At 60.9% G+C, this 20,625-nt stretch carries 16 protein-coding genes; 2 read left to right on the top strand and 14 right to left on the bottom strand.

Features of this window, described 5'->3' with window-relative positions; translation table 11 throughout:
• Nucleotides 1–13: 13 nt before the first annotated feature.
• From ACWGZX_RS21240 to ACWGZX_RS21180, 13 genes are all read right to left on the bottom strand, one after another.
• Entirely contained in the window at nucleotides 14–1,429 is a 1,416-nt protein-coding gene (locus ACWGZX_RS21240) for an aldehyde dehydrogenase family protein (RefSeq protein WP_452625311.1), read from the bottom strand.
• Complete coding sequence (locus ACWGZX_RS21235) at nucleotides 1,422–2,612, bottom strand: pyridoxal phosphate-dependent aminotransferase (protein WP_452625310.1); 1,191 nt, start codon at nucleotides 2,610–2,612, stop codon at nucleotides 1,422–1,424. Before ACWGZX_RS21235 ends, ACWGZX_RS21240 begins: the two co-directional genes overlap by 8 nt.
• A gap of 27 nt (nucleotides 2,613–2,639) precedes the next feature.
• A complete protein-coding gene (locus ACWGZX_RS21230; RefSeq protein ID WP_452625309.1) occupies nucleotides 2,640–4,247 on the bottom strand; it encodes a 5-guanidino-2-oxopentanoate decarboxylase in 1,608 nt (535 codons plus the stop codon).
• Nucleotides 4,248–4,257: 10 nt separating this feature from the next.
• Entirely contained in the window at nucleotides 4,258–6,357 is a 2,100-nt protein-coding gene (locus ACWGZX_RS21225; RefSeq protein ID WP_452625308.1) for an acetate--CoA ligase family protein, read from the bottom strand.
• 18 nt (nucleotides 6,358–6,375) lie between these two features.
• A complete protein-coding gene (locus tag ACWGZX_RS21220; RefSeq protein WP_452625307.1) occupies nucleotides 6,376–7,536 on the bottom strand; it encodes an acyl-CoA dehydrogenase family protein in 1,161 nt (386 codons plus the stop codon).
• 40 nt (nucleotides 7,537–7,576) lie between these two features.
• A complete protein-coding gene (locus tag ACWGZX_RS21215) occupies nucleotides 7,577–8,368 on the bottom strand; it encodes an enoyl-CoA hydratase/isomerase family protein (RefSeq protein ID WP_452625306.1) in 792 nt (263 codons plus the stop codon).
• Nucleotides 8,369–8,695: 327 nt separating this feature from the next.
• Nucleotides 8,696–10,108: an amino acid permease gene (locus tag ACWGZX_RS21210; RefSeq protein WP_452625305.1), complete on the bottom strand. Its 1,413-nt coding sequence runs from the start codon at nucleotides 10,106–10,108 to the stop codon at nucleotides 8,696–8,698.
• A 193-nt stretch (nucleotides 10,109–10,301) separates the two neighbouring features.
• The gene (locus ACWGZX_RS21205; protein WP_452625304.1) at nucleotides 10,302–12,563 is read right to left on the bottom strand and encodes an ATP-binding protein; all 2,262 of its coding nucleotides are present in this window, start codon (nucleotides 12,561–12,563) and stop codon (nucleotides 10,302–10,304) included.
• Nucleotides 12,560–13,333, bottom strand: a complete 774-nt coding sequence (locus ACWGZX_RS21200) for a substrate-binding periplasmic protein (protein ID WP_452625303.1) — start codon at nucleotides 13,331–13,333, stop codon at nucleotides 12,560–12,562. Before ACWGZX_RS21200 ends, ACWGZX_RS21205 begins: the two co-directional genes overlap by 4 nt.
• A 5-nt stretch (nucleotides 13,334–13,338) precedes the next feature.
• Nucleotides 13,339–14,055 carry a response regulator gene (locus ACWGZX_RS21195; RefSeq protein WP_452625302.1) on the bottom strand — a complete coding sequence of 239 codons (717 nt, stop codon included), beginning with the start codon at nucleotides 14,053–14,055 and terminating at the stop codon, nucleotides 13,339–13,341.
• Nucleotides 14,056–14,147: 92 nt separating this feature from the next.
• Nucleotides 14,148–14,795 (bottom strand): TetR family transcriptional regulator C-terminal domain-containing protein, encoded by a 648-nt coding sequence (locus tag ACWGZX_RS21190; RefSeq protein ID WP_452625301.1) that lies wholly within the window; start codon nucleotides 14,793–14,795, stop codon nucleotides 14,148–14,150.
• Between the two features lie 383 nt (nucleotides 14,796–15,178).
• Nucleotides 15,179–15,961 (bottom strand): class II aldolase/adducin family protein, encoded by a 783-nt coding sequence (locus ACWGZX_RS21185; RefSeq protein ID WP_452625300.1) that lies wholly within the window; start codon nucleotides 15,959–15,961, stop codon nucleotides 15,179–15,181.
• A 76-nt stretch (nucleotides 15,962–16,037) separates the two neighbouring features.
• Nucleotides 16,038–17,087: an ABC transporter substrate-binding protein gene (locus ACWGZX_RS21180; protein WP_452625299.1), complete on the bottom strand. Its 1,050-nt coding sequence runs from the start codon at nucleotides 17,085–17,087 to the stop codon at nucleotides 16,038–16,040.
• A gap of 216 nt (nucleotides 17,088–17,303) precedes the next feature.
• On the opposite strand from ACWGZX_RS21180, the gene ACWGZX_RS21175 reads away from it, so the two are divergent.
• Both ACWGZX_RS21175 and ACWGZX_RS21170 read left to right on the top strand, forming a co-directional pair.
• Complete coding sequence (locus ACWGZX_RS21175; RefSeq protein ID WP_452625298.1) at nucleotides 17,304–19,265, top strand: oxidoreductase; 1,962 nt, start codon at nucleotides 17,304–17,306, stop codon at nucleotides 19,263–19,265.
• Nucleotides 19,266–19,333: 68 nt separating this feature from the next.
• On the top strand, nucleotides 19,334–19,933 hold the full coding sequence (locus tag ACWGZX_RS21170; RefSeq protein WP_452629046.1) for a cupin domain-containing protein: 600 nt from the start codon (nucleotides 19,334–19,336) through the stop codon (nucleotides 19,931–19,933).
• A gap of 29 nt (nucleotides 19,934–19,962) precedes the next feature.
• Here ACWGZX_RS21170 and ACWGZX_RS21165 read toward each other — a convergent pair whose 3' ends face one another.
• Nucleotides 19,963–20,292: a hypothetical protein gene (locus tag ACWGZX_RS21165; RefSeq protein WP_452625297.1), complete on the bottom strand. Its 330-nt coding sequence runs from the start codon at nucleotides 20,290–20,292 to the stop codon at nucleotides 19,963–19,965.
• Nucleotides 20,293–20,625 lie beyond the last annotated feature (333 nt).

Genomic DNA, 20,625 nt, shown 5'->3' with positions numbered 1-20,625 from the left:
GAATCGTCAACGGTCACACCTGAATCGCCTTCACTTCAACGAACTCGTTGAGCCCTTCTTCGCCCCACTCCCGACCATTGCCCGATTGTTTGTAGCCACCGAACGGTGCCTGATAATTGAACGCCGCGCCGTTGAGGAAACACTGCCCGGCACGCAACTGCCGCCCCAGATGCAAAGCGCGCTCGGCGTTGCCGGCCCAGACACCGCTGGACAGGCCGAACGGTGAATCGTTGGCGATTTGAATTGCCTGCGCTTCATCGGCGTAAGGAATCAGGCACAGCACCGGGCCGAAGATTTCTTCCTGGGCGATGCGCATACGGTTGTCGACGTCGGCGAACAGCGTCGGGCTGACGTAGAAACCACGCTCGAACTCGCCAGCCGTGTCGCCGCCGCAGACCAGCCGTGCGCCTTCCTGCTGGCCGACCTGGATGTAATCACGCACGGTGCGCCGTTGCGCCGCCGAACACATCGGCCCGAGGAAACTCTGCGGGTCCAGCGGATCGCCCATGCGCAAGCTCTGGGTTACGGCGATAGCCAGTTCCACGGCTTCAGCGTAACGACTGGCCGGCAGCAGCATGCGGGTCAGCGCCGTGCAGGTCTGCCCGGAGTTGATCATCACGTCCTGCACGCCGTAGCGCACAGCGGCAGCAAGATCCGCGTCTTCGGCAATCAGCAGCGGCGACTTGCCACCCAGTTCCAGGCACACCCGTTTCACCGATGGCGCCGCCGCTTGCGCCACACGAACCCCGGCGCCGGTGGAACCGGTGAACGACACCATGTCCACGTCTGGGTGTTTGGCCAGCGCTTCACCCACCTTCGAACCCGGCCCGCTGACGAGGTTGAACACACCGGCCGGCAAGCCGATGGACTCGATCATCTGCGCCAGCAAAAAGGCGTGCAGCGGGGTTTCCTGACTGGGTTTGACCACCACAGTGCAACCGGCAGCCAGCGCCGGGGCGAGCTTGCCGATCAGTTGATGCAGCGGGTAATTCCACGGATTGATGAAGGCGCACACGCCCACCGCTTCACGTATCACCAGCGAGTTGCCGACCTCACGCACTTCGTCCATCAGGGCGGCAAGTTCGACGTATTGCTCCAACCCGATGATCGGGCCGTCGACCTGCACCGAGCGGCACCATTGCACCGGCATGCCCAACTCAGCGGTGATGACGGATGCCATCTCGTCGGCCCGCGCGCGCAACTGCTCGGCGAGGGCACGGATGTAGCCGGCACGCACACTCGACGGCGTGCGCGACCATGAACTGAACGCCTTGCGTGCGGCGGCCACCGCGTTGTCGACATCGCGCTCATCACCCAGCGGCACCGAGCCTGCAATCTCTTCAGTGGCCGGGTTGATCACCTCGGCGATGCCCTGCCCCGATGGGGATTGCCAGCGGCCATCGATAAACAGCGTTGTGTGGTTATGCATAGACGTGAGCTTCCATCAGTTCAGTGGCGCAACGGGTGATGCGCTGACAAGCGTCACGCAACGGTTCCGCGCCCAATACCAGCCCCAAGCGAATGTGCCCGGCGGCGCTCGGACCGAACGCTTCACCGGCCAGCACCGAGACGCCATGGCGGTCGAGCAAGCGGTCGGCAAACGCCTGGGCGCTGAGCCCGGTGTCGCGGATATCGACCATCACGAACATCCCACCATCGGGTTTCAAGGCTCGAACGCCAGGGCAATCGGCCAGGCATTCGCAGACCAGATCGCGGCGTTGGCGATAGGCTTCGCGCATCGCTTCCAGTTCTGGCAAGTTGCTTTCGAGGGCGACGACGGCGGCGTCCTGCACGAAATCCGGCAAGCCGTAGAGCATGCACAGCGCGAGGTTTTCCAGGTGCGCAGCGAGGGCGGGTGGTGCTATCGCCCAGCCGATTCGCCAGCCGGTCATGGCGTGGGATTTCGACAAGCTGTTGAGCGTCGCGGTGCGCTCGGCCATGCCCGGTAAACTCGCCGGACTGACGTGCTCACCGTCGAACAGCAACTCGCTGTAGACCTCATCGGAAATCAGCCACAGGTCGTGGGCGATGCACAGGTCGGCCAACGCTTGCCACGTGGCGCGGGACAAACTGGCGCCCGACGGATTGTGTGGACTGTTCAGCGCCAATGCCCGAGTGCGCGGCGTGATGCGGGCGGCGACGTCTTCAGGCAGCACGCGAAAACCGTTTTCGGGGCGCACGGGCACCGGCACCACCACCGCGCCACAGGCACCAAACACTGCCTCATAGGTCACGTACATCGGCTCGGCGACGATCACTTCATCGCCGGGGTTGAGTACGCATTGGGCAACGCTGAACAACGCGCATTGCGCGCCGGCCAGCACAATGACCTGATCGGCCTCGACCTGCTGGCCGCTGCGGCGTCCATAGTGTCTGGCGATGCTTTCACGCAGGGCGCGCTTGCCACGCACGTCAGCGTAGTGCGTGTTGCCGGTCAACAAGCTGTCGATGGCCGCCTGCACAATCGGCATAGGCGTGTCGAAATCCGGGTCGCCGACCGACAGCAGCAGAATGTCTTCACCCTGCTCTTGCAGCGCGAGTGCGCGGTAATGAATGTCCCAGGCGGCGGCGCCGTCACCGGCGATACGTTGAGTCAGATCGGAAAAGCGCATGGCGATACCTCTGCCAGAAAATGAAAATCAGTGCGCGCACGCATGCTTGAGTTCGATCAGGGTCACGCCGTTACGCTTGAAACCGTGGCGCAGATCGGTTTGCAGCTCGGCCAGACTTTGCGGCTGGTTCACGGTGCAGCCGAACGCGAGGCCAAGCGCGGCGAAATCCGGGTTGCGTGGCAGTACGCCAATCGGTTCGATGTCGAGCCCGAGCATGTCATCGCGGATCTGCCCCAGCGCGTCGTTGTTCCACAGCAACACCACCAGCGGGCTGTCGAGTTCTTCGACGGCGGTCGCCAGCTCTTGCGCGGTGTAGAGGAAACCACCGTCGCCGACCAACACCAGACCTGGCCGCTGCGGCGCACCGAACTTGGCGCCGATGCCTGCTGGCAAGCCGTAGCCCAAGGTGCCGTAACCGGTCGGATGCAACCAACTGCGCGGCGCCAGGCTGTTGAAGGCGTAGTTGCCGGTGTAGGCCAGTTGCGTCATGTCGGTGCTGATGAACGCATCCTCCGGCAACTCGGCGGCGATACGGTCGAGAATTGCCTGGTGGATCGACTGCAACGGGCCATGGCTTGCCTTCACGGCTTCGCGCAATGCCGCGACGGCAGCCATCGCCACGCTGGCATCACGCGCGGTGGACGGCAGACGTTCCAACAACGCGGCGAGGGTTTGCTGCGCATCGCCGTGCAACGCCAACGCGCACGGGTAGAAGTCGTTGAACTTGCGCGGGTCAATGTCCACGCGCAGCAGTTCGGCATTCAGCGGCAAGCGTTCGCGCCAGAAATCGGTGTCGGCCATTTCGGTACCAACCGCCAGCACCACGTCGGCTTCGGCGATCAGGTTCCAGCCGGGTTCCACGCACAACGTCGAGCCGGCGTTCAGCGGTGCATCCGGCGGCAGCAAGCCTTTGCCGGCAACACTGGTGAACAGTGGTGCAGCGAGTCGGGTACTGATGTCTTGCAGTGATAGCTGCGCATTCAACGCACCGCCACCGGCAATGATCATCGGCCGCTTGGCGTTTTGCAGTTTGACCACAGCCTCCTCCAGCGCCGTGGTTGACGCGGCGCCGCGACCCGGACGGCGCACGACGTCGTTGCTCCAGTCACGGGTGATTTTTGCGGACAACACGTCCAGCGGCACCGAGATGTGCACCGGACGCGGACGTTCGCTGTCGAACACCGCGTAGGCGCGGGCGATCAATTCCGGCAGGTCCTCGGCGCTTAATGCGACCGCCGAGAAGGCAGTGATCGGCGCGGTGATCGAGCGCTGGTCCTGGGTTTCATGCAGACAACCCCAGCCCTTGCCGAGGCTGGCGGTGTGGTTGACGCTGGAAATCACCAGCATCGGAATCGAGTCGGCATACGCCTGGCCGATGCCGGTCGCGGCGTTGGTCACGCCGGGGCCGGTGATGATGAAGCACACGCCCGGTTTGCCACTGACGCGCGCATAGCCGTCGGCCATGAAACTGGCGCCTTGTTCGTGACGAGTCAGGACGTGGCGAATGCCGCTGCCGGGCAGACCGCGATACAACTCCAGCGTGTGTACGCCGGGAATCCCGAATACGGTGTCGACGCCGTAGTTGGCCAGCAGACGTACCAGGGCCTGGCCGCCGGTCAATGTTGTGGTTTGCATATTCAATTCCTCATTCGTGGCCGAGGCGAATCAACGCATCGACCGCAGTCGTGCCAGCGGCACCGACCAACAATGGGTTCACATCGAGTTCCAGCAACTGCCCGGCGTTTTCGCAGGCGTAATCGGCCACCGCACGGATCGCCGCGACCAGTGAATCCAGATCCGCCGCTTCACGACCGCGAAAACCTTGCAGCAACGCGGCACTGCGCAGGCTCAACACGGCATTGCGAATGGCGCCGTCGGTGGTTGGCAGCAGCAGGCTGCGACTGTCCTTGAGCAACTCCACCAGAATCCCGCCAGCCCCGATAACCAGGGCGAGGCCGAAGTCGTTTTCACGCTTGATGCCGACGATCAATTCAGCCAGCGGCGGTTTAGCCATCGGCTCCAGCAGCACTTGATCGAACGGCACTTGCGGCGCGTACTCGGCAATACTTGCGCGCATTTTTTCCAGCGCGGCGCTCAGGGCGGTGGCGTCCTTGAGATTCAGCGCCACGGCACCGGCTTCGGTTTTGTGTGGCAATTGCGCGCTGACCGCTTTGAGCACCAGCGGATAACCCAGCGTATTGGCGTCACTCAGTGCTTTATCCGGCGTGCTCAGTACACCGTTGGGCGTCGGCAGGCCAAAGGCGCGCAATGCAGTCTTGGAATCCCACTCGTTGAGCAGGCGTCCTTCGCCGACCAAGGCGTGCGGACTGTACGGCACCAGCGCCGATTCACCGAGCGCCAGCAGCGCCTGACGATTGCGTTGATAACCGGCGATCCGGCCCCATGCAGCCAAGCCGTCTTCCACGCCTTGCAACGCCGCCACGCCCTGCGCATGCAGACGTTCACGAGCATGGGCTGGCAGCAGTTCCGGAAACGCCGAGGTGACGAAACCGGTCTTGCCGTGGCGGACCAGCGCGGCACAAAACAACTCCAGCAGCAGGTCGCATTCCTTGCGTTCGCCGGTGAACTGCGCCGGGTAATCGAGCACCAGCATCGCTGCGTCGGCTTCAGTGCGCAGGGCGCTGTCGAGCATGCGGTTCAAGGCTTCGCCATCGCCCCAGATCGCCGTGGTGAAATCCAGCGGATTGACCAGGTTGGCGTAGGTGGGCAACACCTGCGCCAGTTCTCCGACTTGGTCTTCATCGAGCTTGGGCAGACTCAAGTCATTGCGCTCGGCGTAGTCGGCAATCAAACCAGCGTCACCGCCCGAACAGGCCAGTGCGATCAAGCTGTTGCCCGTCGGTAACTTGCCGCACGCCGCCGCTTTCAGGGTTTCAACAAAACTCACCGGGCCACTGACGCGGATCACGCCAAGGCGCGCAAACAGGCTGTCGTACAGCGCATCGGAGCCGGACAGCGAACTGGTGTGACTGAGCGCCAGTTCGGCACCAATCTGCGACACGCCGGTTTTCAGGGCGATGATCGGGATGCCTTTCTCCAGCGCCTTGTGCGCGGCGCGGGCGAAACCCGGCACGTTTTTCAGGCCTTCAAGGTGCAAGCCGATGGCAGTGACGCGCGGCTCATCGAGCAACACGTCCATCAGTTCGGCGATGCCCAATTGTGCCTGATTGCCGACCGACGCCATGTAGGCCACCGGCAGCGAACGGTCGCTCATCGACAGGTTGTAGGCGAAGTTGCCGCTCTGGGTCAGCACGGCAACGCCCTTCTCCACCGGTTTGCCGCCATGGGCCACCGGCCACAGCGCGGAGCTGTGCAGGTAGTCGAGCAAGCCGTAGCAGTTGGGACCGAGCAAAGCCATGGTGCCGGCCGCTTTCAATAACTGTTGCTGCAAGGCCAGGCCTTCGGCGCCGGTCTCGGCGAACCCGGAGGCATAGCAGATTGCTCCGCCGGCACCCTTCGCCGCCAGTTCGGCGACGCAGGTCAGGGTCAGTTCGCGGTTGGTCGCGATGAACACCGCGTCCGGGCCGCACGGCAGTTCGGCAATGCTGCGCACACACGGCACGCCTTCAAGCGTGTCGTGCTGCGGATTGACCAGCCACATCTCACCCAGGTAGCCACCTTCAGCGCAGCGCTTGAGTGCGCGAGCCATGCTGCGGCCACCGACAAACGCCAGATGGCGCGGTGCGAGCAGGCGTTTGAGGTTGTCACGAATTGTCTGCGACATAGATATTCTCCGGGCCGATCAGCGCAACAGCGGCCGCAGCAATTCGCGGGAAATGATGTGGCGCTGGATCTCCGAGGTGCCTTCCCAGACGCGCTCGATCCGCGCGTTACGCCAGATGCGTTCCACCGGGCATTCATCCATCAGGCCCATGCCACCGAAAATCTGTACCGCCTCATCGGCCACTTTGCCGAGCACTTCACTGGCGAACAGTTTGGCCATGCCGGCCTCGCCATCGGTCATGGTGCCCTGGTCCATTTTCCAGGCGGTGTGCAGGGTCAGCAGTTCAGCCGCGCGGATCTGCGTGACCATGTCGGCGAGCTTGAACGAGATGCCCTGATAGGTGCCGATCGGCTGGCCGAACTGCTTGCGATCCGCCGCCCATTGCAGCGACACATCCAGCGCGCGTTGCGCCTGACCGACACAGTTGGCGGCGACCATGACGCGCCCGGCAGTGAGCCAGGCGTTGGCCACGTCCCAACCTTTACCGACTTCGCCCAACACTTTGGAAGCCGGTACGCGGCAGTCGTCGAAGAACATTTCGTAGGTGTGATAACCGCGGTTGCTCACGCACTTCGGACCACGGCGGATGGTCATGCCCGGCGTGTTGCGGTCGACCAGGAACGAGGTCACGGCGTTGCGCTTGCGGCCGTTGTGTTCGTAGGTGTCGGTCACCGCGAAGACGATGGCGAAATCGGCGTGACCGGCATGGCTGATGAAGTGTTTGCTGCCGTTCAGAATGAAGTCATCACCCTCACGTACGGCGCGGGTCTTGATCGCGTTGGCATCGGAACCGGCACCCGGCTCGGTCAGCGCGAAGCAGTCGATTTTCTCGCCCTGGATGCACGGCAACAGGTAGTCATTGATTTGATCACCGGTGCAAGCCATGAGGATTTTCGACGGCCGTGCGACGAACACATGCAGCGCCCATGAAACCTTGGACAGCTCACGCTCGATCAGCGCCTGCGACAGGTAGTCGAGACCACCACCGCCGACTTCTTCCGGCATGTTGAAGGCATAGAAACCGGCCGCGATGGCCTTGCCGCGAATCTGTGCCGCCAGCTCCGGGGAGACTTCGTCGGCACGGTCGACCGCTTCCTCATGGGGCAGCAGTTCCTTGGCGACAAAACTGCGTACCGCGTCCACCAACATTTCTTGTTCTTGGGTCAGTTGGAAATTCATGGAGCTACCTGTTGTTCATGTGCTGATGTGGTGTCGGGGCTTATCGACCGATAAAACTGGCCGGACGTTTTTCGATGGAGGCGCGTAGGGCTTCGTTGCCATCTTCGCTGCGACCGCACAACAGGCCGGCGGCCAACTCGGCTTGCAGTTGCTCCGGCAGGCTGCGTTGGGCGCCTTCACGCATGAGTTTTTTGGTCTGGGCAAACGCGAACGTCGGGCCGTTGGCCAGGCGAGTGGCCAGTTCAGTGGTGACGCCGAACAGTTGCTCATCGGCGCAGACTTCGCCGACCAGGCCGGCAGCCAGGGCGCGATCGGCGCCCCACAACTCGTCGAGGAACAGCAGGCGCTTGGCTTGTTCGGTGCCGATCAGCCGCGGCAGATGCCAACTGGCACCGGCGTCCGGCGAGTAGGCCATGCTGGTGTAACCGGCCTTGAAGCGCGCCGATTGCGCAGCAATGCGCAGGTCGCAGCACAACGTCAGGTCCATCCCCGCGCCGACGGCGGTGCCGTTGATGGCCGCGATGGTGGGTTTGTCCAGGCTGTACAAACGGCTCATCAAGGCGTGAGCGGTTTCGGTCCAGCCGTAGGTTTCGAGGGCGCCACGGGCTTCGGCTTCGGCCCACTCGGCGAGGTCGGCACCGGCACAGAAGCTACGACCGCTGCCGGTCAGCACAACGACTCGCACGGCGGGGTCGGCGTTGAAACTGTCCAACAACGCGTGGAGGTTTTTCAGGGTCGGGATGTCCAGCGCATTGCGCTGAGCAGTGCGATTGAGGGTGATCCAGGCAATGCCGGCTTCGACCTGACTGAGCAGAGAAGATTGAGTAGTCATGCGAATCCTCGAATTATTTTGATTGGTCTGAGGTGATGTGACTTGAGGCCATACTAAACGAGTGTTCAGTAAGGCGGCAATCAGCAAAGAAATGAGCTGTAACAGCTTTAAAAATAAGCTATCTGTTTGTATTTAAAGGATTTATTAGAAAATACCGGAGCTGTAAGGATTGCACTGTTACAACTTCGAACAACTGCCTACAGCCCACCGCAAAACAACTGTGGGAGCGAGCCTGCTCGCGAAGAGGGCATCACATTCAACATCTCTGTTGACTGATCCACCGCTTTCGCGAGCAGGCTCGCTCCCACAGGAGGTATGTTGTGGCAGTTATGCGGTTGGCAAACTCGGCGCCAGCACCGCTTCACGCTTGCGATGAATCAGGAAGTACGCGCCATAGCACAGCGCAATAAACCCAAAGCCCCAGTACAACGAAGGCCGTTGCGTTTCATCCAGCGCCAGAAACACAAACAGCGAGCAGCACAATGCAATGCACGTCAGCGGCAGCAGCGGGAACCACGGCGCGCGGTATTTCAGATCACTGAGTTTTCCGCCATCACGCAGATACGCCCTGCGGAATTTGTACTGCGCCAGCGCAATCACAATCCAGGTCACGGTGCCCGACATGCCGCTCACCGCCATCAGCACCATGAACAGCGTGTCTGCCGCGACAAAACTGGTCATCAGCGACACCAGCGCAAAGCACAACGTGATGCTTAGCGCCCGCAACGGCACGCCGCGCTTGCTCAAGGGCGACAGGCTTTTCGGCGCCATACCGGTCTTCGACATCGCCCACAGAATGCGCGTCGAGGCGTACAGCCCGGAGTTACCCACCGACAGAATCGCCGTGAGGATCACGAAGTTCATCAGGTCAGCGGCGTACGGAATGCCGACCATGTCAAACACCTGTACGAACGGACTTTCCATCAAACCGGCTTGCTGCCACGGCACGATTGCCGACAGAACCACAATCGCCAGCACATAGAAAATCAACACGCGAAACACCACGTTGCGCACCGCACGCGGGATGCTTTTTTCCGGTTGATCGGTTTCGCCAGCGGCCACGCCCATGATCTCGCAGCCCTGGAAGGCGTAGACAACGGTCATCATCACCGCGAACACCGCCGACAGGCCGTTGGGGAACAGTGAGTCGCCTATAAGGTTACTCATCATCGGTGCCGGTGCACCGCTGGTCAGCGGGATTGCGCCGAAGATCACCAGCACGCCGACCACGATGAAGCCAAGAATCGCCGCGACCTTGATCCCGGAGAACCAGTATTCCGCTTCACCGAAGGCGCGGGTCGCCAGTGCGTTCAAACCGAACAGCACCACCACGAACAACGCCGACCAGTACCAGATCGGCACCGCAGGAAACCAGCGCGTCATCAACATGCCCGCAGCCGTGAACTCCAGCCCCACGGTGGTCGCCCAGCTCATCCAGTACACCCAGCCGATCATGAAACCGGTGGCCGGCCCGATGAATTTGGTGGCGTGGGTTTGAAACGAGCCGGACACCGGCATTTGTACGGACAACTCGCCCAGGCACACCATGACCAGGTACATCAGGAAACCGGCAACCAGATACGCCAGAATCGCTCCCACCGGGCCGCCCTGATTGATGGTCACGCCGGAGCCCATGAACAGCCCGGTGCCAATCACGCCGCCTAGCGACAGCATGAAAATGTGCCGGCTTTTCAGGGCGCGGGTCAGTTGGATGCCTTTGGTTTCGGTAGATTTGCTCATGTCCACACCTCAATTATCAGCAAGGTGCGCGGCATGGCGCGGGGAAGGATCAGCTTTACGGCAGTTCATTATTATTATCTCCAATAAGCTTCGAAGACCGCGCGGTGGCGGTTGCGTCGATTATTGGAAGCCCATGTAAGGTCCCGTTGACCGTAAAGATCGAAGTTGTAAAAAGTCGTAACAAACTTGTACGTCAGCGGTGCAAAAGCTCCGCCAGCGTCTGTTGCGAGACCCGCAGTTGCTCCTGAACCTTGGGCGCCAACGCCCGTAATGCCGACTCGTCGTTAACCATCGCGGCCTCTTCCAAAGCGCGCAACACATTGGCCAACGCGCGAAAGCCCAATGAGTCGCTGCTTCCGGCTAGTCGATGCGCCAGGTGGGCGACTTCAGTGCAATCATCAGCCTCGATGGCTTCGGTCAGTGCTTCGCGATGCTGACTGATCGAGTCGCGCAACACCGCCAACAAGCCCTGAAGTTTCTGTTCACCGAGCAAGGTGCGATGGGTGTCCAGCAGCGGCCAATCCATCGCCTCGTCAACAGGCTGCGGCGCAGATACCGGCAATTGCCCAGCCAGCGCTTGTCGCAGGTTTTCGAGCTTCAGCGGCTTGGCGAGAATGCCATCCATCCCGGCCTCCAGATAACCGCGCATCAAGGCTGGCTGCACGCTGGCGGTCAGGGCGAAGACGCGGGTGTGACGGTTAGGACCTTGGTTGTGGCGAATCAATTTGCACAGCTCGACGCCGCTGATGCCCGGCAGGTGTACATCGAGCAGGATCAAATCGAAGGCCTGCCCGGCACATTGCACCAGCGCCTGCTCGCCTTCTTCGGCGAGCCAGACCTGATGCCCGTCGCGCTGCAACAAGCCGCTGACCACTTCACGGTTCAGCGCCACATCCTCGACCACCAGAATATTCAGTGCCCGCACGGTTTCGCTGTTCTGCACCACAACTGTAATGCCGGTTGACGCCTGCAACGTCAGCTCGAACCAGAAACAACTGCCCAGCCCGACTTCGCTTTCGACACCGATCCGCCCGCCCAATTGCTCGACCAGATGTTTGCTGATCGCCAGCCCGAGCCCGGTTCCGCCAAAGCGTTGCGCCACCTCTTCGCTGGCCTGGGTAAAGCGCTCGAAAATCTTTTCCTGCATGGCCGGGGCGATGCCGATGCCGTTGTCCGCGACGCTTATGCGCAAGCGTTGCCCGCTCTGTCCCGGAACTTGGGCCAGCAGCGCAACCTCGACCTCAACCTTTCCACCTTCGGTGAACTTGATCGCGTTGGCCAGCAAGTTGCTCAACACCTGACGCAGGAATTGTTCAGCACCGTGGTGCCGGTCGGCGACTTGCGGATCGATTCGGCAGTGCAGCGTTGTGTCGTTGCTCAACGCGCGCGGTTCCAGCAGGGTCAGCACCTCGTCGAGTAGTTGCCGGATCGAGAAATCGACCGGTTCCGGATGGCTGACGCCCTCCTCCAATCGGGCGAAATACAACACTTCGTTGAGAATCGACAGCAACCCTTCCCCGGCCTTGTACAGCGCATCCAGCCGTTTGCCGTCGAGCTCATCCAGACGTGCGCCGCGCAGTAACTCGGCCATGCCGAGAATCCCGTTGAGCGGGGTGCGCAACTCGTGGCTCATGGTCGCCAGAAACCGCGACTTGGCGAGGTTGGCGGCCTCGGCTTCGTCCTTGGCGCGCATCAGGCTGGCGGTGCGGCGCTCGACCAGCCTGAGCAGTTCATCGCGATTGTCTTGCAAGGCCAGCCGATCGGTTTCGCGCCGGTCAATGTCACTGAGAATCGCCCGACGCATATCGTCCAGCGCGTGGGCCACGGTGTCGATTTCGTCTTCGTGGGTATGCCGTCGCTTGTCCAGGTGCAAGGGCTCGTGCCAGTCACCGGCAGCGATGCGCCGGGCAAATTCGGCCATGACTTGCAGGTGACGGGTGACCAAGCGGTAAAACAGCCCCGACAACGCCACCGCCAGACCGCAAAGGAACACGCTCATCCACAACAGGCTGGTCAAACCGGTGGCGTACAGGCGCTGATGCACCGCACCCAGATCGGTGCTGACTTCTAACTGACCCAAGTGCCGGGAAGGCCCGGTCGGCGGTTGATAATCCAGTTCAAAACGCTCGATGCGTAATGGCCCGATCGGTTCGGGATTGCCTTGCAGCAGATCAAAATCGGGGCTGGTCAGGTGTACCCGCGCCACGTCGGAAAAGTCCACCAGCCCCCGCAGCTGCACGTTCAATTGTTCCTGGTTCAAGTCCCAAAGACTGCGCTCCAGACTGGCCAGATAACCGGCACGAATCAGCTCCATGCGTGAGTCAATGTCGCGCATTTCGCGGCGGTACTCGAAGTACAGCTGCACGGTGCTCGCCAGCACGGTGAAACACAGGCTGAACAACAGAATGAACAGCAGCAGACGCCGCAACAGTCCACCGGGCCGGGCGCGGATCATTTGGAATTCGCCGGCAGGTTGATCATGTCGCGGTAGGTGACTTCGCTTTCATTCAACAAACGCTCGACCTCCCCGGTATCGACCATGCGTTTCAGTTGCGCATCGATCTGCGGCATGCGCTTGGCCAACGGCGACTTGCGCGACACAGCCACCCGCAAATAGTCGACGCTCAAGGCATTGGGCAGCGCGACGATGTCTTTCGCGCCCGGCAGATTCTCGACGTAAAGCTGCCCGGTACGCCGTTCCGAGGTGATGAAATCGATTCGCCCGCGAATCAGTTTGCCGAAGTTCTGGCCACTGTCAGAGACCCATTCGATGTTCTGGTGTTGGGCGACCAAACGGTCGAAATCCACGCCATAACTTTCACCGAACAACAACCCGCCACGGTAATTGGCCAGGTCCTCCAGACGCTCGAATTTCACCGGGTGCTGACGATTGATGAACAACGCAACCTCCTCACGCAACACCGGCACCGTCGAAAAAACCATGCTCTGTTCACGTTGCGCGGTGCTGTAGGCCAACACCACATCGACCCGGCCTTCGGCGGCGTCGAGCAGGCAGCGTTTCCAGTTGCCCAGCACGATGATGTCGACGTCGTAGCCCAGTCGCCCAAAAAGGTTTTTCACCACGCTCGGGGCTAGGCCGCGCACGTGTTTGCCGTCACTCCAGGAGATCGGCGGGTACACCGGATAGTCGCAGTAGCGAACTGTTTCCACCGCCATCGCGCCGTTCGCGGCCAGTGCCCACAGCAGGCCAAGCACACGCAACATCGGGCTCAGGCCGCCACGCTGGCGGTAAACAGGTAACCGGCGCCGTGAATGGTAATGATCAACTGCGGCTCGGCCGGGTCATCATGCAACTTGCGGCGCAAGCGTCCGACCAGCACGTCGATGGAGCGGTCGTTGGGCACCCATTCGCGATTGCGGATCTGGTCCATCAGTTGATCACGACTCAAGGTGTGGCCACTGTTGCGCAGGAACACGCTGAGTAACTGGTATTCGCCGTGGGTCAGCAGGGTTTCGCTGCCAGTCTGGTCGATCAGCCGTCGGCGGTCCGTGTCCAGCGCCCAGGTGGCGAATTGTTTGACCGGTTTGGCGATGGCCACTGCCGGTTGCGGCGTCTGCGCGTGACGAACCCGGCGTATCAGGTTTTTTGCCCGGGACACCAGTTCGCGAGGATTGAGCGGTTTGATTACATAGTCATCCGCGCCGCATTCAAGGCCGACGATGCGGTCGATTTCGTCGTTGCGCCCGGTGATCAGAATGATCCCGACTTCCGAACGCACCCGCAGCTCTCGGGTCAGGGTCAGGCCATCCTTGCCCGGCAGGCGGATATCGAGCATCACCAGATCAACCGTCTGGCTCGCCAGGAAGGTTTCGGCCAGCTCCGCCGTGGCGGCGCAATGCACCTCATAACCCTCTTGGGACAAGTAGGCCTGCAGCAGTTCGCGTATCAGCGGATCGTCGTCGACGATCAATACCCGAGGAGTCATCGCATGGTGTCCCGCGTATGCCCGAAGGCGTATTTCTTATTAGAGTGTTTTGTTACTTTGGCGCCAGAGAGTATCGACAGCTGAACGACCGATCAACAACCCGTCGTCTGGACGCAAAACCGTTGGCGACCACCGGCCTGCAATCCGTCGACCCAGGCCTCGCAAATCTGGATGCCCTGCTCCGGCGTGAACGTGCCGGGATTGAGCCCCGACTCCAGCCACAAGCCGTCGAGCAATGCGCTGAGGCTGATGGCGGCCAGATCGGCGTCGAAATTTTCCCAGCTTTCTTCCTGCGCCAGTTCGGTCAATACCTTGCGCAAAATGCCACGGTACTCGCCATAGGAATGCTCGTGCGCAAGATTGATCGACTCGGCCGTGCGCACCGCGCCCCAGAATGCCAACCAGGCGTCGATCAATTGCGGATCGAGCAACTCGGCGGAAAACGAACCACGGAAGAACGCCGACAATCGCTCACGGGCGTTGGGTGCCGCGTGTTCCATGGCCTCGCGCAACAGGCTCATGACCCGACCGGTAATCGCCCGGTAGGCCTCGGCCACCAGTTCATCCTTGCCGGAATAGTGATGGCTGATCAGCCCGACCGAGACACCGGCTTCGGCGGAAATCTTGCGGATCGAGGCACCTTGGAAGCCATGGCGCTTGAGGCACACCAGCGTCGCCTCGATCAGATTGGCCTTGCGCAACTCCGGCTCCATGCGGGAAAAACGGGCTTCCTGACTCATGCGCGACACTCTCCGTGGATCAATCGTTAGGGACGCGGTGGGTTAATCCGCGCGCTGAACGACTGTACAGCAAGAGCGTGGCAAGTCTCCAGTCAGTTGCATAGCTCTGAGACCGTGTTGCCACCATCGCGGGCAAGCCACGCTCCTACATTTGATCTGTGTAAACCGGCAATTTGTGCCCGACACATAACCCTGTGGGAGCGTGGCTTGCCCGCGATGGCGGCATCACATTCAACATTGATGCCACCTGACAGTCCGCAATCGCGAGCAAGCTCGCTCCTACATTTGATCTGAGTTGCAGTCGAGTATTTGTGCCCGACACATAACCCTGTGGGAGCGAGCCTGCTCGCGAAGACGTCAGCCGCCTAATACAGGACCACAGGTCAATCCCGATAACCCGGCGCCACCCGATCAAGCAGGCGCAGCATCGCAGCCCACGCCAATTGCATAGCATCCGGGTCGCTCAACTCGCCTTCGTCCAGCGGCCGGCCAGGGTCGTTGAACTGGCGTTCGGTGTGTTCGCAGACCTGCGCCGGCGGCAAAACCAATTCACCGGCCGCTTGCGCGGCAAGCTGGATTTCGCAGGCTTTTTCCAGGTAGTACATGCGCAAAAAGGCCTGGCTGACGGTTTCACCCACGGTCAGCAAACCGTGGTTGCGCAGCATCAACACCGGTTTGTCACCGAGGTCTTGAACCAGACGCTGCTGCTCACTCATGTCCAGCGCCACGCCTTCATAGTCGTGGTAAGCAACCCGGCCATAGAACTCCATCGAGATCTGATTCACCGGCAGTAACCCGCATTTCAACGCGGCGACCGCACAACCGGATTTGGTGTGGGTGTGCAGCACGCATTGCGCGTCTTCGCGAGCACCGTGAATGGCGCTATGAATCACAAACCCCGCCGGATTCACCGGATACGGCGATGCCTCTACAGCCCGGCCATCCAGGCCGATCTTCACCAGATTGGACGCGGTGATTTCATCAAACATCAGCCCATACGGATTGATCAGGAAGTGATGCTCAGGCCCCGGCAGGCGCACCGAGATGTGGGTGAAGATCAGATCGGTCATGCGAAAGTGCGCGATCAATCGATAACAGGCAGCCAACTCCTCGCGCAGGCGTTGCTCGGTGGCGCTGCGCTGAGAAAACGTGGCGATCTCGTTCATTATTTTTAAGTCTCCAGGCTGATCGACTGCGTAAAACAGTAAGGCTGGACGCACGACGACGTCCAGCCGCTTGCGATTACTTGCTGGCCCAGGCGTTGAAACGTTCTTCAAGTTCCTCACCGTGATCAACCCAGAACGCCACGTCCATCGACAGCGCGCCCTTCAGGTTTTGCGGCGCGGTGGGCACCCATTGCGCGAGTTTGCTGTCCAGTTTGGCGGCAGCCTCGGTATTGGTCGGGCCGTAAGGGATTTGCTCGACATACTTGACCTGAGCCTCCGGCTGATTGGCGAAGGCGATAAAACGCTTGGCCTGATCGACATGTTTCGAGCCTTTGATGATCGCCCAGTAATCCATGCCATACAGACTGCCCGGCCACACCAGGTCGAGATGACTACCGCTTTGCGCAGCTGCGGCCACTCGTCCGCTGTAGGTCGAGGTCATCACCACATCCCCGGCCGTCAGCCATTGCGCCGGTTGCGCACCGGCTTCCCACCACTGGATATAGGGCTTGAGTTCGGTAAGTTTGGCAAAGGCGCGGTCGACACCCTTCGGCGTATTCAGCACGGAATACACGTCCTCGACCTTCACGCCGTCGGCCAGCAAGGCGAATTCCAGGTTGTACACCGCGCGTTTACGCAGGCCGCGCTTGCCGGGGATTTTCTGTACGTCCCAGAAATCGGCCCATGACGTCGGGGCCTGCGCCAGCTTCTGCGTGTCGTAGGCAATCGCCACGCTCCATACCAGCGCCGCCGAACCGCACGCCTGCGCGGCATCGGGAATCAATTGCTCGGCGCGGCCGAGTTTGGTCCAGTCCAGTTTCTCGTACATGCCTTCGTCGCACCCGCGCATCAGGTCCGGGCCTTCGATCTGCACCACGTCCCAATCGGCATTGCCGGTGTCGACCATCACTTTGATCCTGGCCATCTCGCCGTTGTATTCGCTCTGGATCAGCTTGCTGTGATCCGCGACGCTGAATGGCTGGAAAAAGGCCACATCCTGAGCCTTTTGGCCGGCACCGCCGTATCCCACCACCACCATGTCCGACGCTGCCTGAGCGCTGCCCAAGCCCATGGCCAGGGACAGCATCAAGGGATAAAAACCGTGCTTGAGCGTGTTCGATTTCATCAGTGGTTCCTCTTGCAGGTGCCACGCGACCAACGCCGCCGTGACCCATTTTTATTGTTGTGAGGTTCGCCCCAGGTGCGGGCGCCAAATGAATCTACTTCGAGCACCAGTAAAAAAACAAGTTGATTTTTTACTGAAGGTAAATTTCTATAGGCAAATAATAACAACGCCGAAAACCCGGCCTTTCGGCTTCAGCCCGCCTGGAGTACCCGCACCATGCCGTCCACTTCCGCCGCCTTTGCACACCTGTTTGAACCCTTGCAGTTGCGGGGAAAACGCCTGAAAAACCGCATCATGTCCAGCGGTCACGACACGTCGATGCCCACCGACAATTTGGTCAACGAGCAACTGATCGCCTATCACTCCGCGCGAGCCGAAGGTGGTGTCGGGCTGATCGTGCTGCAAGTGGCCGGGGTGCATGACAGCGCGCGGTACACCTCGCACGTGCTGATGGCCACGGACGACGCATGCATCGAGGGTTATCGAAAAATCGCTGACAGCTGCCATGCTCACGGTACGGTAGTGCTGTCGCAGATCTTCCATCCGGGGCGGGAAATCATGGAGTCCAGCGATGGCCTGCTGGCGGTTGCCTACTCGCCGTCGGCGGTGCCCAACGAGCGCTTTCGGGTGATGCCGCGTGCGCTGGATCAGACGATGATTGATGAGATCGTCACCGGTTATGGGGCTGCGGCCCGACGCCTGTATCAAGCTGGAATCGATGGTGTGGAAGTGGTCGCCAGCCATGGTTACCTGCCGGCGCAATTCATCAACCCGCGCGTTAACCGTCGCACCGATGGCTACAACGGTGAACTGGAGCAGCGCCTGCGTTTTCTGCGGGAAGTGATCGCCGCCGTGCGCGCTAACACCGATGAGCACTTCATCATCGGCTTGCGTATCTCCGCCGACGAGCGCGATCCAGAAGGGCTGACCGAGGACGAATCCCTGGCCGCCGTGCAATCGCTGCAACCGCTGCTGGATTACGTGCACATCGTCGCGGGCACCTCAGCCTCCTTGGGTGGCGCGGTGCACATCGTGCCGCCGATGGCGATCGAAGCGGCGTACCTGGCCAAGGAAGCCGGCACGTTCAAGGCCAGCCTGTCGATTCCGCTGTTCGTCACCGGGCGCATCAACCAGCCACAGGAAGCCGAACTGATTCTGGCGCGCGGCCAGGCAGACGTTTGCGGCATGACCCGAGCGCTGATCTGCGACCCGCAAATGCCCAACAAAACCGACACCGGCCACGTCGAAGATGTGCGGGCCTGCATCGCCTGCAATCAGGCGTGCATCGGCCATTTTCACAAAGGCTTGCCGATCTCCTGCATCCAGCATCCAGAAACCGGGCGCGAGCTGATCTTCGGACAACGGCAACCGGCGAAGCAACGTAAACGCATCATGATCGCGGGCGGTGGGCCCGCAGGCATGAAAGCCGCCGCCGTTGCCGCCCAGCGCGGACATGACGTGACCCTTTACGAAGCCAGTTCGCAACTCGGCGGCCAAGTCTTGCTCGCGCAACTCTTGCCCAAGCGCGCCGAATTCGGCGGCGCCAGCACCAACCTGCAACGCGAAATGGAACTGGCCGGCGTGCGCGTCGTGCGCAACACCCGCGTCGACCGGGCGCTGGTGGAACGCGAACGGCCGGACATGGTGATCGTCGCCACCGGCGCCGAACCCTATTGGCCGGCGTTCGAGCGCGGCGGTGAATTGCAGGTGGTAGACGCCTGGCAAGTGCTGCGCGAAGAGGTGCCAATCGGCCGTTCGGTGATGGTGGTCGACTGGCGCTGCGACTGGATCGGCCCCGGCATCGCCGAACGCCTGGTCCGTGCCGGGCATCAAGTGCAACTGGCGGTCAACGGCACCCATTGCGGGGAAAACCTGCCGCTGTACGTGCGCGATCAACTGGCCGGCGAACTGCACAAACTCGGCATCCCGATCACCCCCTACGCCCGCCTGTATGGCTGCGACGACAACACCGTCTACCTGCAGCACACCGCCAGCGGCGAACCGATGCTCTTTGAAAACATCGACACATTGGTGCTCTGCCAGGGCCATCAACCTGTCGATACCCTCGGCGCAGAGCTGCAAGGCCTTGTGGAGTTTCGCCGCATCGGCGACTGCCTCGCCCCACGCACCGCAGAAGAAGCCATTTTCGAGGGCTTGAAAGTCGCGTGGGAGCTTTAAGGCTGTTTATACTCCGGGGTTTTGACAGACACCCAGGTGGGGAGCACGCCATGAGCAACAGCAGCAAGATGCAGCCTGCCACTGGCGCGTCCACACCGGACAGCGCCAGCGTAGCGCCGCATTTTCTCGGCACCCGGATTCGTGGTCTGCGAAAACGCCGGGGCATGACCCTGGCGGAACTGGCGCAGATGAGCGAACTGACGGCGGGGTACATCAGCCAGCTAGAACGCAACCTCGCCTACCCTTCCATCCCTGCCCTGTTCAACATCGCCCGGAGTCTGGGCGTAACCATTCAATGGTTCTTTGCCAGCGAAACTCAAACTGCGCCGGAAGATGACGGCATCGTCGTGCGTAAAAACAGCCGCATGAGCGTGCATTACGAAGACGGTATTGTTGATCACCTGCTGACACCGCAACCGAATCGGCAGCTGGAAATGCTGCATTCGCGGTTTCCGCCGGGGTCTTATAGCCAGCAGAGTTATAGCCATGAAGGGGAAGAGGCTGGGTATTTGCTGTCAGGGAGTTTTGAGCTGTGGGTGGGGGAACGGCATTTTTTGCTGGGTGAAGGGGATAGTTTCAGCTTTTCGAGCCAGGAACCGCATCGGTATGGGAACCCGGGAGATGTGGATGCGGTGGTGATTTGGGTGGTTACGCCGCCTACGTTTTGAGCGCTTGGCATTGGCTGCCCCATGTCCGCTCACAGACTCTTCTGTTGAGCTGAATCGTCAGCAGACAGGATGAGCGGCGGCGCTGCCAGCTCCGAATCGGTATCAGCGTTCGCTTGAGGCTGGGATCTGGCGGTGACAAAAGGGGCTGCTAATCGCCGCACACCTCTTTCAATCAATGTGAGGAGTCCAAAGGTGATGAAGCCGAAGAACAGCCCGGCAACCAGAATACTCAACGGGTGTATTCGCTCTGCGTCAGAGCTGTCCATCATGTAGAAGAAAGCCTGAACCCCAACAGCCACACAGGCCGCTACGGCTGCTACCAGCTTCACAGACAACCAAAGCCGTTGCCATTTGTTCATGCTTCCTCCGTCATCCGGGCATTTGCTGTGTATTGCATGATAGCTAATGACGTGGATTTGCCTTCGAACAGTCGCTTCCTGTTTTGGCGTTCAGGTTTTGTGTTGCACAGTTAGCAGACTATCCGGGTGACTCTTGATGAAGTTGTAGGCAAAATCCGAGAGTTGCGTAAGGGGGTACGCTTGCTGTGCTTTTGAGCAGGTTACCGCCTTGTTGGCCATATATTCGGCGGGATACTCTCCAGACGTCGCTGAACATTCAGTGATCGGGCTTGGTAACCCGTCGAGTTACGCAACAGCGCTTCCTTCACAGCTTCTGGCAGTCTTACGCCTGCG

This window comes from Pseudomonas sp. CLCA07 (assembly GCF_053615335.1).
The sequence above is the reverse complement of the archived record's forward strand: the minus strand, read 5'-3'. Positions and strand labels throughout refer to the sequence as shown.

What these genes read in the sequence shown, in the direction of transcription:
- ACWGZX_RS21205 (WP_452625304.1), bottom strand. Translation starts at nt 12,563, where the DNA reads ATGATCCGCGCCCGGCCCGGTGGACTGTTGCGGCGTCTGCTGCTGTTC.
- ACWGZX_RS21195 (WP_452625302.1), bottom strand. Translation starts at nt 14,055, where the DNA reads ATGACTCCTCGGGTATTGATCGTCGACGACGATCCGCTGATACGCGAA.
- ACWGZX_RS21180 (WP_452625299.1), bottom strand. Translation starts at nt 17,087, where the DNA reads ATGAAATCGAACACGCTCAAGCACGGTTTTTATCCCTTGATGCTGTCC.
- ACWGZX_RS21220 (WP_452625307.1), bottom strand. Translation starts at nt 7,536, where the DNA reads ATGAATTTCCAACTGACCCAAGAACAAGAAATGTTGGTGGACGCGGTA.
- ACWGZX_RS21210 (WP_452625305.1), bottom strand. Translation starts at nt 10,108, where the DNA reads ATGAGCAAATCTACCGAAACCAAAGGCATCCAACTGACCCGCGCCCTG.
- ACWGZX_RS21170 (WP_452629046.1), top strand. Translation starts at nt 19,334, where the DNA reads ATGCAGCCTGCCACTGGCGCGTCCACACCGGACAGCGCCAGCGTAGCG.
- ACWGZX_RS21190 (WP_452625301.1), bottom strand. Translation starts at nt 14,795, where the DNA reads ATGAGTCAGGAAGCCCGTTTTTCCCGCATGGAGCCGGAGTTGCGCAAG.
- ACWGZX_RS21230 (WP_452625309.1), bottom strand. Translation starts at nt 4,247, where the DNA reads ATGCAAACCACAACATTGACCGGCGGCCAGGCCCTGGTACGTCTGCTG.
- ACWGZX_RS21235 (WP_452625310.1), bottom strand. Translation starts at nt 2,612, where the DNA reads ATGCGCTTTTCCGATCTGACTCAACGTATCGCCGGTGACGGCGCCGCC.
- ACWGZX_RS21225 (WP_452625308.1), bottom strand. Translation starts at nt 6,357, where the DNA reads ATGTCGCAGACAATTCGTGACAACCTCAAACGCCTGCTCGCACCGCGC.
- ACWGZX_RS21185 (WP_452625300.1), bottom strand. Translation starts at nt 15,961, where the DNA reads ATGAACGAGATCGCCACGTTTTCTCAGCGCAGCGCCACCGAGCAACGC.
- ACWGZX_RS21240 (WP_452625311.1), bottom strand. Translation starts at nt 1,429, where the DNA reads ATGCATAACCACACAACGCTGTTTATCGATGGCCGCTGGCAATCCCCA.
- ACWGZX_RS21165 (WP_452625297.1), bottom strand. Translation starts at nt 20,292, where the DNA reads ATGAACAAATGGCAACGGCTTTGGTTGTCTGTGAAGCTGGTAGCAGCC.
- ACWGZX_RS21200 (WP_452625303.1), bottom strand. Translation starts at nt 13,333, where the DNA reads ATGTTGCGTGTGCTTGGCCTGCTGTGGGCACTGGCCGCGAACGGCGCG.
- ACWGZX_RS21175 (WP_452625298.1), top strand. Translation starts at nt 17,304, where the DNA reads ATGCCGTCCACTTCCGCCGCCTTTGCACACCTGTTTGAACCCTTGCAG.
- ACWGZX_RS21215 (WP_452625306.1), bottom strand. Translation starts at nt 8,368, where the DNA reads ATGACTACTCAATCTTCTCTGCTCAGTCAGGTCGAAGCCGGCATTGCC.